This window comes from Heyndrickxia sp. FSL W8-0496, from assembly GCF_038007825.1.
GTDB lineage: Bacteria > Bacillota > Bacilli > Bacillales > Bacillaceae_C > Heyndrickxia > Heyndrickxia oleronia.
In genome coordinates this window covers 4,584,666-4,596,498 of the sequence record NZ_JBBOXX010000001.1, presented here as the reverse complement: position 1 = coordinate 4,596,498, position 11,833 = coordinate 4,584,666, and the positions used below count along the sequence as shown (strand labels likewise).

Below are 11,833 nucleotides of genomic sequence, written 5' to 3'. Positions count from 1 at the left end.
TCGTAATTATATCGAATATGGTTGACTATGTAGTATGCAGGAACGAAGAAAGGAGAAATGAGATGGGAAATCTACTTCATCTGATTGATTGGAAAGAAAAAAATAATAGGGAAATGGATAAACTTTTATCCGGTAAGGAAACATTAACCGTTCAATCGATGAATTCTGGATATGAAGCTGAAGTAGTCAAAATTATTCATCAAGGCGATCAATTTGTACTTAAAGTATGGAATAGGGACTCTAACCCAAATATTCAATTTCAATATCATTTATTGCAAATGCTTACTCAAAGAGAGGTTCCTGTTTCAAGGCCATTAGCATGGGGAGTGGATAGCAAAGAAAATAAAGTATTATTAACAACATATGATGGACACCCTTTTCAAACATTTAGTAGCAAAAACATCACTGAGATGGCACGGATTTTATCAAAAATACATGGGATATCTCCATATCAAATTAAAAATGCTAATCTACCAAAGTATCAATTTATCGATTATTTTTTTTCCGGGATTGAGGAACACCCAGATCTTAGTCAATTATTAATCCAGTTGGTAAAAAAAGCGCAATTAGCACAGAGTGATTTCATTCATGGAGATTATCATTTTGAAAATATCGTAGAAGAAACGGAAACATTTACAGTTATAGATTGGACAAATGCTCAATTAGGGGATAAAAGATATGATTTTGCTTGGAGTGTATTTCTATTAAAAATTTATGGGATATCAGAAAAACATGCTTCATTATTTCGTTCAGTTTATATATCGTAACATTCTATTAGTCAGGATGGAGAAGAGCTATTGGAAGCAATAGCTTGTATTAGATGGTTTTTATTTTATAGAAAAAATAGAATCCCTATCCGCAATAATACTTTAGACAAGGTTCAAAGAATAATAAAAAATAACCCTTATCTTATAAAAACTGCTTTTTTTATACGTAATTAAGAAAGGAACGAGGCTTAAATGAATATAGAAAAACTTTTTAATGAATTTCCTATTTTGATAGCAGATAAATTTACATTGTTAAAAATTGAAGAGGATCATCTGAATGATGTGTTTGCTATATATGACAATGAGAAAGTATTTGAATTTTGTGGAATTATTCCAAAACATAATAAGGCAACCGTAAAAAAAATGATTAGTCATTTTGAGCGCGATTTTAATAATAAGAAAAGAATAAAGTGGGGAATTGTTAAACATTCTGAGTGTAAATTAGTTGGAATTATAGAAGCATTTGATTTTAATCAAAAAATTAATATGGTGACAATCGGCTATTATTTAGCGGAATCCTATTGGGGAAAAGGGATTGCATCAGCCGCTGTAAGTAAAGTAGTGGAGTTTCTATTCAATGAGGTAGATGTGAATAGAATTCAAGCGGATGTGATGCCGTTAAATGATGCATCAAAAAAGGTATTGTTAAAAAACGGCTTTCTAAAAGAAGGATTACTGAGGGAAGCAACGATTTGGTCAGGTAAAGGCATTATAGATATAGAGATTTATAGTATCTTAAAAAGGAATTATCTTAAAGAGAGTATAGGAGAACCACCAATATAAACGGTTTAAATTAATCAATCTCTTTCATTATACTAAAAAGTTCCTATTAAAATGTCAAAATACTCTATCATTCGCTATTTTATATGAAAATTTTGTAGATTAAATGTGAAATTTTAGATAAAATAGTATTCTTTTAACATTTTTTATCATTTACATGTTATGATATGTTAGTATGATTACGGATTAATAGGAATAAGGAGAGGAATAATGATTAAGAGAATTAAAGCATTGTGTGTCCTTGTAATTGTCGTATTAGTTGCACTTTCTTCAAACTTTAATGTCTCAGCAGCAACACTTGTTGGGAAAGATCTATATACAATGAAGAATGTTTCAATCGAGATTAATGGAAAAACAGCTTCTATCAAATCGTCTATTTTGAATAAAAAAGGTCATCTTTTATTACCAATGAGAGAATTATATGAAGCACTTGGTGCACAAGTGTCATGGGATCCAAAGAAGAAAACAGCAAGTTCGATTAGAAATGGAAAACGTGTGGATCTTACGATTAATTCTAAGACTGCCAGGGTGGATGGAGTAAACGTTTCAATGGAAGTCGCTCCTCTACTTTATAAGAATAGAACATATTTCCCTCTAAGATTCGCCAGTGAAAATTTCGATGGGATCGTTGTTTGGAATGAAGGAAAACAAAAGGTTGAAATTACATTAGATCAATCAAACGGAAGTAATCCTCCTCCTACTCCAAATGTACCGGAGGGAGAAAAGTATACGTTATATATTAATAATCAGAAGATAATGATGGACGATCCAGTTATCATTAAAGAGGGTAGGACATATATTCCTGCTAAATATTTTTATAATTATGTTGAGGATTCATCAGGTTTATGGGTATCTGATCGAGTGTTTGAAATGTTGTTAGCTGGACTTAGCTTCCAATTTACAGATGGAAGCAACAATATATTAGTCAATCAAGAACCTGTTTCTATAGATGAGAAACCATTTATCAAATCAGGAGAAATGTATGTTCCTGCTCCTTTTCTTGTTAAAGCTTTAGGGGGGAATTTACGTAATCTTGTTGACAGAAAAGAAATCTATATTACGTTTAATGATTATATGTTTTATAGTGAGTTTTTGGAAAAACAGGAAGGTTCAACTCCTAAACCTCAATATATACCAAATGCTCAATTAGAAGGTTCACGAAATTTATTAGTTAGTGACAATCCGGAGAAAATTAATGCATATATGTTATACGGAACTACAGCAACACTTTCAATGCAAGAGGTTCAAACAACTTCAGCAACAAATGAGCACCGAGTATTTGGGTGGCATTTAAATGAACTAGGTACAAAAGCTAAAATAGCCATTACTATTCAAAATATCTCGGATACAAATAGTATTAAAATTACGAATTCTAAAGGGTTAGCGAAAACTTCGGATAATAGTTGGATTACATATAATGTAGGTTTACCAATTGCAGATTCCGTATTGAATGGAAAATTAAAAAACTCTGAAAGTACTGGTATTGTTATTAATCCAGGCGAGACGAAAGTGATTGAAACATATGACTTGGCTCCAGATTTTCTAGTCGGCTTCTTACAGGATATTGATATTAGTTCTGTAAATGGCGGAAATGGTAAGTATATTATACGAACTGTTTTAGCTCAAAATGATGAAGATTTAACAAAGGTTCATTCTGATCCAATTTCAACAGATAGATTTGCTCATCCTAGAGGTGCCTGGCCACAGTCTACACTAAAAACGGAAATACCAGCCTATACAGTTGGCACACCAGAAGTGGGTTATAATCTTTCAAATGGTCAAACAGATCATTTGTTAACGGCTGAAAATTCACTATCTACTCTCAATGGGTCAGTTGGAAATCCAGGTCATTTTGGAATGACTTATAAGGTAAGTATTCCAATTGTAAATCCAACTGGTAGTCCAGCAAAAGTAAAAATCGTCTTAGCTGGTAGGGGTGGTCTTTACAGTGGAGCTGTGAAGATGAATGGAAAAGTTCATTTAATCCCAACGCTTAAACCTAGTCAGGAATATGTAGAGCTTCCTGAGTATACGGTAAGTGGTCCAGCAGATACCATCAATTTAGAAATTATGCATGCTGGTGGCGCTAACTTACCAGTTGCTGTTTATGTAGAATCAGTTGAATAAAAGCAAGGGGTCTGATCCCACTTATAATACTCTACCTAGAGCGATTTCGTAATAGATATTGTATGTTGTGGGGCTGACCCCTTTTTTATTCCTATATTTTTAATTTCTGATCTACAAACTAAATAATGACAACTGAACATAATAAACATCTGAAACCGCCTTACTTGATTATGCTTCTTTAAAGGAATAAAATATGTAAGTCCATGAACCAAAAAGAAAGGAGTGCTTCATTTTGGCACAGTCATTAAAAGGAAAAGTAGCATTTGTAACAGGTGCTGGAAAAGGGATTGGCAGAGCCATCGCCATTGCTCTAGCGAAAGAAGGAGTTAATGTTGGATTACTTGCACGTACGGAGGGAACTCTTAAAGAGGTTTCTAATGAAATAGAGAAATTAGGGGTAAAAGCAGCTTATGCAACTGTAGATGTTTCTTCCTTAGCTGAAGTGGAAAAAGCAATCGAAAAGGTAACAAATGAGCTTGGAAAAGCAGATATTTTAATTAATAATGCAGGTATAGGTAAATTTGCATCAGTTTTAGATATGGATCCTGAAGAATGGAAGAAAACCATCGATGTTAATTTGATGGGAACGTATTATGTCACTCGAGTGGTACTTCCTCAACTAATTGAAAAAAATGCTGGGGATATTATCAATATTTCATCTACGAATGGTTTAAACGGTGCAGCGACTTCAAGTGCATATAGCGCTTCTAAATTCGGAGTTATTGGCTTTACAGAATCATTAGCTCAAGAAGTTCGCCGCAACAATATTCGAGTGACAGCATTAACGCCAAGTACAGTTGTAACAGAACTGGCTGTACAAAGTAATTTAATCACAAAAAATGAGGAAAAATACATTCAGCCAGAGGATATTGCAGAATTTATTGTTTCTCAATTGAAATTAAATCCAAGAGTTTATGTGAAAACAGCTAGTCTTTTAGGAACAAATCCATTCTAATTTGTAATGGCAAAAATCAAAAGGGGTAGGTGCTATTATTGCACCTACCTCTTTTAAGTTCCAAATTATTATTGTTAAAGGTTATTTTCGTATAGTTTGTTGCTTTTGTAAAAGCGCAACTGTCGGCTTTTACAGCCAGCCGTTCTTATGGCGATTGCCGCTCTTTTCTTTAGTAAAATGAGATGTGTAGCAATCTCCAGCCGATAGTTATTAGTTAAAATTTTTTTTTAAAATAAATAGCAACAATGTTTGAGGAAAGAGCTTTGTTAAACAATGGGGAGCATGAAAAAACCTGTACAAGGGGAAAATAGGAAAAAAGGAGGCTAGCTTATGAAAGAGATAGATAAAAACCATATGGATAGATTTACCGTTGCAGGAACAAATATTGATGAAGTAAAAAGGCAAAATGAACGATCAGGATTGTCGTATAATCAGGTAAAAGAGCTGCTTGCTAAAACGACAGGTGGCAAGGGAACCTGGATCTATAGTGATACAAATATTGAAGAGGTAAAAAAGAAAAACCAACATTCGATGGAATCTGAATAGAATGAAATCATCATGTTAATATATGAAATATTGTGTTTTCATAACATTAGCTGATTAAATCCTAAGTGGTAAAAAAACATTTAGGATTTTTGTTTTTTAAGCGAGAAGTAGAAACTTTTCTCTTTCTCATTCGTAAGATTAATAAATAACTATTAGAAGGAGGTATTTAAGTATGGACATTGTTTTTATAGTTCTTGGATCTATATATGTTCTTTATATCTTGATAATGGTTCCTTTGCAATATTCTTATATTTCATCTATGAAAGAGTTAGAGAAAACTACTAGGAAATCACATAATGAAATATATGAGGATATGAGTTTTGAAAATGAGCAACTTCATTATCATCTTCAAGGAAGTATCTTTAATTTGCCTTCCAATCTAATTGCTTCGGTTGTTTATAAATTTCGCCATCATAAGAAGTAGAACTTTCAATTACTTCCGTAAAAATTTTTAAAAATGTTACCGCTTCCACTTGTGCTTTTCAGAATTGAATGGTACTATTAACCTATAATTAAATAGTGCATCACATGTTACTGATACGATCAGGCATGGTGGTAAGAAAAGAGTTGAACTTTCAACTTTTTCGTACCCCCATGCCTTTTTGCGCTACATATTAATTAAGAAGTATTAGAAATGGAATGAGAAAAGGAGTCATTTAGTATGGTATTCAACTTTTTTAAAAAAGAAAAAGAAGAATTACAGATATATGCACCAATTAATGGAGAGATTATTTCGATTGAAGAGGTACCTGATCCTGTTTTTAATCAAAAGATGATGGGAGAGGGAGTTGCGGTTATTCCAACAGAGGGGAGTATTTGTTCTCCAGTTGATGGAACAATTCTTCAAGTTGCCCCTACAAAACATGCAGTGGGAATCCTTGCTAAGGATGGTTCGGAAATTTTGATCCATATTGGTTTAGAGACGGTCGCATTAAAAGGAGAAGGGTTTCAAGTTGCTGTAACTACTGGTGATAAAGTTTCTAAGGGACAACGACTGATTGATGTTGACTGGGAATATATTAAGCTACATGCTAAAAGCATTATTACGCCAATTGTTATAACAAATAGTAGTCATGGAGATAAACAGTATATCGTTACAAAGGAAAAGGAAGGCATACAAGGAGAAACCGTAATCATCACATCTTCCGAAACGTGATACACTGTGAATATAGTGAAAAACAAGGAGATGGCTTCCGATGAAGATATCAAAGATTCTTAATAATAATGCTGTGATTGTAGTAGATAATCAGCAGGAGAAGATTGCGGTTGGAGCAGGAATTGCCTTTGGTAAGAAGAGAAATGATATTTTAAATTCAGGGAAAATAGAAAAACTTTTCGTAATGAAGGAAAATGAGAAGCTTCAACAGCTGCTAAGTCGGATACCGGAAGAGCATTTTATCATCTCGGAAAAAATTATTTCCTTTGCTGAGGATTATATTGGAACAAAGTTAAATGAACATATTCATATCGCACTGACGGATCATCTTTCGTTTGCAATTGAAAGAGAACGTGAAGGAATTCAATTAAAAAACAAGCTTCTCCATGAGATAAGAATATTGTATAAAAAAGAGTTTGAAATTGGGCTTTGGGCAATTAAGCATATTAAGGAGTCTTGTAATATTGATATGCCCATCGATGAGGCTGCGTATATTGCCCTTCATATACATACAATGAAGGTTCAGGGTGGTGATATGCGACAAACAGTCATACAAACAACGATTATTAGGGATATTGTTGAGACCATCACAAAGTTTTTACAAATTAAAGTAAGTGAAGATGATATTTCTTACCATCGACTGATCACGCATTTACGATTTGCTTTAACTCGTATTAATCAGTCAGAAGTGAATACAATGGATGAAGAGATGCTGGACATGATCAAAAAGAAATTTCCACTCTCCTATCAATGTACGTTAGAAGTGGCTAAGAAAGTATCATCACAACATGGCATAGTCTTGCCAGACCACGAATTAGGATATATTACCCTGCATATTGAAAGATTACAAAAGCAATAAATGGATATAGATAAATTAAAGGGGGTGAGATGTAAGGAGTTATACTATGAATAAATTATGTATATGTTTGTTAAACTTGCCATCATTTAGCTAAAACACAGAATAAAGAACGGCTCTTATTTACTTTATATTACTTACTACTAATGTCACTAGATATTTCATTAAAGATTGACACATTCAAGTGGAATTGCATGAAGTACTATGTGACGGGAATGGAATGTTTTAGCTATTTGGTAATTTAATTATTCAGTATAACCCTATTTAGAAAATTAAGTATATGTATGATCTTTTGATTATGAATGAATCTAATATCAAAATATTTAGATCTAAAAGAGACTGATTATTCTGTATTTTTAGGAGGAGAACGAAAAATGATGAACTATTTTCAAAGAATGGGTAAGTCGTTAATGCTTCCAGTCGCCGTATTACCAGCGGCAGCCATTCTTACTGGGATTGGATATTGGATTGATCCAACTGGATGGGGAGAAGGAAGTCCAGTCGCAGCGTTTTTAATTAAGGCGGGTAACTCTATATTAAATAATATTCCAATTCTCTTCGCAGTTGGGTTGGCGCTGGGGATGTCAAAACAAAAGGACGGTGCAGCAGCATTAAGTGGGTTAGTAGCATTTTTAGTAGTGAAAACTTTGCTTTCTCCTGATTCTGTTGCCATGTTGCAAGGAATTGAAGAGGCTAATGTAGATCCTGCCTTTTCAAAAATAGATAATGCATTTGTTGGGATTATTTCAGGATTAATTGCTGCAAGCATGTATAATCGCTTTAGTAAAGTACAACTACCTGCAGCATTTGCGTTTTTTAGTGGGAAACGACTCGTTCCTATTGTGACAGCATTTTTAATGTTAGTGGTATCGGTTATACTATTCTTCGTATGGCCAGTGGTCTATACTGGACTTGTTTCCTTCGGAGAATCAATCAGTAAATTAGGTGCTGCCGGTGCTGGGTTGTATGGATTCTTTAATAGATTATTAATTCCGACTGGCTTGCATCATGCGTTAAATAATGTATTTTGGTTTGATGTAGCTGGAATTAATGATATTGGTAACTTCTGGTCAAATAAAGGTGAAAAGGGAATTACAGGAATGTATCAAGCTGGATTCTTCCCAGTTATGATGTTTGGATTACCGGCAGCTGCGCTTGCAATGTACCATACAGCAAAAACAAAGCAGAAAAAAGTAACGGCATCATTAATGTTAGCTGCTGGATTTGCTGCATTCTTTACAGGAGTAACAGAACCGCTTGAATTTGCTTTTATGTTTGTTGCACCAGCGCTTTATTTTGTGCATGCAATTTTAATGGGACTTTCGTTAACAATAGCGGCATTGTTCCATTGGACGGCAGGATTTAGCTTTAGTGGGGGCTTTATCGACTTTTTCTTAAGTTTACGAGTTCCAATCGCTAACCAGCCATATATGTTAATTCTTCAAGGACTAGTATTTGCAGTTATTTACTATTTCTTATTCAGATTCTTGATCGTGAAATTCAACTTGAAAACACCAGGTAGAGAGGATGATCCTGTTGCAGTTGGCGAGGGAGTACTTGGGGAATCAACGGCTACTACAGGTGCTTCAGGAAGCAAATTTGCGAATATGGCTGCGATCATTTATGAAGGTTTAGGGGGAGATGCAAATGTCACTGGTGTTGACAATTGTATTACCCGCTTAAGAGTAGATGTGCGAAATATGAATGCGGTCGATCAAAATAAAATAAAATCAGCCGGTGTTCCAGGAATTAAAGTCGTAGGTTCGAATCATATTCAAGTTGTTGTAGGAACATCTGTACAATTTGTCGCTGATGAAATTGCAAAAATACGTGATGAAAAAGGTGCCTGAATTTATATAAACAACTTGCATCAGCATTCAAATATAATTAAATAGGGAAACAAAATGAAGAGGTGCTTATTAAGGGGTGAGTTGACTCCTATATAAACACCTCTTTTAATATGGTTGTTTAGTTGCACGGCTGTATAGTGTAATTAATAGGACAAGCATGATAATGTCTAGACGAGCATTAAATGCAAATGAGATTATACTAGAATGTAAAATTGGCATTTTAGTAACTAGTAGGGCTCCCAGCATGATTCCGATTAAAGGAATTGTCGCAAGTTTAATCACTCTATTCATTAAGATCAATACACCGCACACGACCTCTAGAGCTGCGACTATATACATTAATATAACCGGAAATGGAAGTCCGAGGCTAATAAAGTAATTACCCAATTCCTCATTAAGTAGTTTCATAAGTCCTGAGGTGATGAAAACATAGGCAATAAGATATCGAATAATGGCTAAGGACGTATACATACATCTCCTCCTCCCCTTATATCTATATGCACGTTTGGTGACAAGCTATGTACAAATGGACAAAAATTCTGAAAATAATTAAACTAAATATAAGGAGGGATAAAATTGATTAGACTGTTTGTGACAAGACACGGTGAAACCGACTGGAATCGACAAAGACGGTTACAAGGGTGGAAGGATTCTGAGCTGACTGAAACAGGCATAAACAATGCAATCTCGCTTGGACATAGGCTCAGAAATATAAAATTTCAATCAGTTTACGTAAGTCCAAGTACTCGAACGATTAAAACCGCTGAACTTATTATAGGTGATAGAAACTATCCAATGATAATAGATGATTGTTTTAGAGAAATACATCTAGGAGAGTGGGAGGGGCAAACACAAGAGTTCCTTGAGAAGGAGTATCCTAAAGAATACAACGCCTTTTGGAACACGCCACATTTATATCAATCTGAAACCGGAGAGAGCTTTGCTCAGCTACAAGAAAGGGTTCAAAAGGCATTAAAACGTATATTAGCTGAAAATGACGAAGGAAATATACTTGTTGTGACACATACAGTATTCATCAAGTCTCTATTAGCGCATTTCAAACAATTCCCCCTTGAAAAGCTTTGGTCACCTCCATATATATATGATACGAGCCTTACAATTATTGAAGTGGATACCGAATCAGAAATAACCTTGGAAGGTGATATTACGCATCTTTCTAAGGGGATCTTGTAATGATTCGATATGCGGTGGGGGCAATTGTATTTCATGGCACAAAGTTTATGCTTGTACATAAGGTGAAAATACGCACACTAAAGGGTGCTAGTGAATTTAAAGGAGAATGGGATTTTCCAAAAGGAGGGGTAGAGCAGTCGGATGACAGCCTTTCAAGTGCGTTAATAAGGGAATTAGAAGAGGAAACAGGTTCAAGGAATTATCAAATCATCAAACAACTTGCTGAACCGATTTGTTTTGCATTTAGTAAGGAATTCACTGAACAAACAGGGTATGATAAACAAATGACGACCATGTTTATCGTTGAATATAAGGGGAAACCTTCTGTACTCAAGGCAAAGGATAATGAAATCAATGAAATTCTATTTCTTAATAAGTTAGAAGTGTTGCAGAGATTGACTCATTATGAAACGAAAAGTTATTTTGAAGCGGTTTATGATAACTATTTTAATTGAATTTCAAATTTAAATGATTTAATGAAGATAGCTTCGATTGTATCGAGGCTTTTTTATTTATAGCAATGATTTTAATAGAATTTTACTTGTGGTTCTCACTTTTCATAAGAACCGCTGAACCTTTTAATAGGTGTAATTACCGGTAGTGGGGCTTTTATAAAAGCAACATACAATACGAAAACAGCCTTTTTATTAAAATGGTCTTGACCTTTACGTTACGTGAAGGTGTATCTTGAAAGTAGAGGAGGTGAGCTCATGGAATATACTGTGCAAAAGCTTGGTAAATTGGCAGGGGTAAGTACAAGAACACTCCGATACTATGATGAGATTGGAATTCTTAAGCCGGCAAGAATCAATTCATCTGGATATCGGGTATATGGTCAAGGAGAAGTGGATCGTTTGCAGCAAATTTTATTTTATCGCGAATTAGGTGTCAGCCTAGATCGTATTAAGAAAATTATCACATCCCCTTCCTTTGATGGAACCCAAGCACTTAGAGAGCACCGTGAAAAACTCCTCGAAAAAAGGAAACAATTAGACGTCTTAATTGCAAATGTAGATAGAACCATTCAATTATCAGAAGGGAGAATTCATATGTCAGATCAAGAAAAATTTGAAGGATTTAAGAAAAAAATGATTGAGAATAATGAAAAGGAATATGGGGAAGAAATCCGCAAAAAATATGGGAATGGAACAGTTGACCAGTCCAATGCAAAACTAATGAATATGACAGAGGAGCAATATGAAGAAGTAACGAAATTAGAGAAACTAGTAAAGGAAACTTTGGCGGAAGCTTTTGCAACAGGAGACCCAGCAAATGATATTGCTCAAAAAGCCGCTGATTTGCATAGGCAATGGCTCTCATATTATTGGAAAGATTACAGTAAGGAAGCACATGTAGGACTCGCACAAATGTATGTTGCCGATGAAAGATTTACTGCTTATTATGATGAAGAACAACCAGGAATGGCAGAGTTTTTAAAGAATGCGATTCAAATTTATACGAAGCAATAACAGGTAGTAGTTAGAATAAAGGAGAAAATAAAGTAGACAGTGACTAGTTCGAAGAAAAATAGAATTTCCAATAAACTTCAGCTTTATTAAAAAAAGGGGGATGTCTTATTTAATATGGCACCCCCTTCCTTAA

Annotated in this window: 13 protein-coding genes; 12 read left to right on the top strand and 1 reads right to left on the bottom strand. The window is 34.5% G+C overall.

Features of this window, described 5'->3' with window-relative positions; all coding sequences use genetic code 11:
- Positions 1–62 precede the first annotated feature (62 nt).
- The 9 genes from NST63_RS23265 (at position 63) to nagE (ending at position 9,037) form a co-directional block, all read left to right on the top strand.
- Positions 63–767 carry an aminoglycoside phosphotransferase family protein gene (locus NST63_RS23265; RefSeq protein WP_341043843.1) on the top strand — a complete coding sequence of 235 codons (705 nt, stop codon included), beginning with the start codon at positions 63–65 and terminating at the stop codon, positions 765–767.
- A gap of 192 nt (positions 768–959) precedes the next feature.
- Positions 960–1,550 (top strand): GNAT family N-acetyltransferase, encoded by a 591-nt coding sequence (locus NST63_RS23260; RefSeq protein ID WP_212943617.1) that lies wholly within the window; start codon positions 960–962, stop codon positions 1,548–1,550.
- Positions 1,551–1,757: 207 nt separating this feature from the next.
- Entirely contained in the window at positions 1,758–3,674 is a 1,917-nt protein-coding gene (locus tag NST63_RS23255) for a stalk domain-containing protein (protein ID WP_341043842.1), read from the top strand.
- 232 nt (positions 3,675–3,906) lie between these two features.
- Positions 3,907–4,629: a 3-ketoacyl-ACP reductase gene (locus NST63_RS23250; RefSeq protein ID WP_058003235.1), complete on the top strand. Its 723-nt coding sequence runs from the start codon at positions 3,907–3,909 to the stop codon at positions 4,627–4,629.
- 330 nt (positions 4,630–4,959) lie between these two features.
- Positions 4,960–5,175, top strand: coding sequence for a gamma-type small acid-soluble spore protein (locus NST63_RS23245; protein ID WP_212943623.1), 216 nt, complete (start codon positions 4,960–4,962; stop codon positions 5,173–5,175).
- Between the two features lie 172 nt (positions 5,176–5,347).
- The gene (locus tag NST63_RS23240; protein WP_212943625.1) at positions 5,348–5,599 is read left to right on the top strand and encodes a DUF3949 domain-containing protein; all 252 of its coding nucleotides are present in this window, start codon (positions 5,348–5,350) and stop codon (positions 5,597–5,599) included.
- Positions 5,600–5,836: 237 nt separating this feature from the next.
- A complete protein-coding gene (locus tag NST63_RS23235) occupies positions 5,837–6,331 on the top strand; it encodes a PTS sugar transporter subunit IIA (RefSeq protein ID WP_058003233.1) in 495 nt (164 codons plus the stop codon).
- Positions 6,332–6,371: 40 nt separating this feature from the next.
- The gene (locus tag NST63_RS23230) at positions 6,372–7,190 is read left to right on the top strand and encodes a PRD domain-containing protein (RefSeq protein WP_071976438.1); all 819 of its coding nucleotides are present in this window, start codon (positions 6,372–6,374) and stop codon (positions 7,188–7,190) included.
- Between the two features lie 371 nt (positions 7,191–7,561).
- On the top strand, positions 7,562–9,037 hold the full coding sequence (gene nagE, locus NST63_RS23225) for an N-acetylglucosamine-specific PTS transporter subunit IIBC (RefSeq protein WP_212943627.1): 1,476 nt from the start codon (positions 7,562–7,564) through the stop codon (positions 9,035–9,037).
- Positions 9,038–9,142: 105 nt separating this feature from the next.
- Here nagE and NST63_RS23220 read toward each other — a convergent pair whose 3' ends face one another.
- Positions 9,143–9,508 carry a DoxX family protein gene (locus tag NST63_RS23220; RefSeq protein WP_341043841.1) on the bottom strand — a complete coding sequence of 122 codons (366 nt, stop codon included), beginning with the start codon at positions 9,506–9,508 and terminating at the stop codon, positions 9,143–9,145.
- Positions 9,509–9,613: 105 nt separating this feature from the next.
- On the opposite strand from NST63_RS23220, the gene NST63_RS23215 reads away from it, so the two are divergent.
- From NST63_RS23215 to NST63_RS23205, 3 genes are all read left to right on the top strand, one after another.
- Positions 9,614–10,231 carry a histidine phosphatase family protein gene (locus NST63_RS23215; RefSeq protein ID WP_212943631.1) on the top strand — a complete coding sequence of 206 codons (618 nt, stop codon included), beginning with the start codon at positions 9,614–9,616 and terminating at the stop codon, positions 10,229–10,231.
- Positions 10,231–10,686, top strand: a complete 456-nt coding sequence (locus tag NST63_RS23210) for an NUDIX hydrolase (protein WP_212943632.1) — start codon at positions 10,231–10,233, stop codon at positions 10,684–10,686. The genes NST63_RS23215 and NST63_RS23210 overlap by 1 nt, the downstream gene beginning before the upstream one ends.
- Positions 10,687–10,941: 255 nt before the next feature.
- Complete coding sequence (locus NST63_RS23205; protein WP_212943633.1) at positions 10,942–11,700, top strand: MerR family transcriptional regulator; 759 nt, start codon at positions 10,942–10,944, stop codon at positions 11,698–11,700.
- Positions 11,701–11,833 lie beyond the last annotated feature (133 nt).

Coding starts and splice junctions, on each gene's coding strand:
- NST63_RS23210 (WP_212943632.1), top strand. CDS start 10,231: ATGATTCGATATGCGGTGGGGGCAATTGTATTTCATGGCACAAAGTTT.
- NST63_RS23260 (WP_212943617.1), top strand. CDS start 960: ATGAATATAGAAAAACTTTTTAATGAATTTCCTATTTTGATAGCAGAT.
- NST63_RS23205 (WP_212943633.1), top strand. CDS start 10,942: ATGGAATATACTGTGCAAAAGCTTGGTAAATTGGCAGGGGTAAGTACA.
- NST63_RS23220 (WP_341043841.1), bottom strand. CDS start 9,508: ATGTATACGTCCTTAGCCATTATTCGATATCTTATTGCCTATGTTTTC.
- NST63_RS23240 (WP_212943625.1), top strand. CDS start 5,348: ATGGACATTGTTTTTATAGTTCTTGGATCTATATATGTTCTTTATATC.
- NST63_RS23245 (WP_212943623.1), top strand. CDS start 4,960: ATGAAAGAGATAGATAAAAACCATATGGATAGATTTACCGTTGCAGGA.
- nagE (WP_212943627.1), top strand. CDS start 7,562: ATGATGAACTATTTTCAAAGAATGGGTAAGTCGTTAATGCTTCCAGTC.
- NST63_RS23255 (WP_341043842.1), top strand. CDS start 1,758: ATGATTAAGAGAATTAAAGCATTGTGTGTCCTTGTAATTGTCGTATTA.
- NST63_RS23265 (WP_341043843.1), top strand. CDS start 63: ATGGGAAATCTACTTCATCTGATTGATTGGAAAGAAAAAAATAATAGG.
- NST63_RS23235 (WP_058003233.1), top strand. CDS start 5,837: ATGGTATTCAACTTTTTTAAAAAAGAAAAAGAAGAATTACAGATATAT.
- NST63_RS23230 (WP_071976438.1), top strand. CDS start 6,372: ATGAAGATATCAAAGATTCTTAATAATAATGCTGTGATTGTAGTAGAT.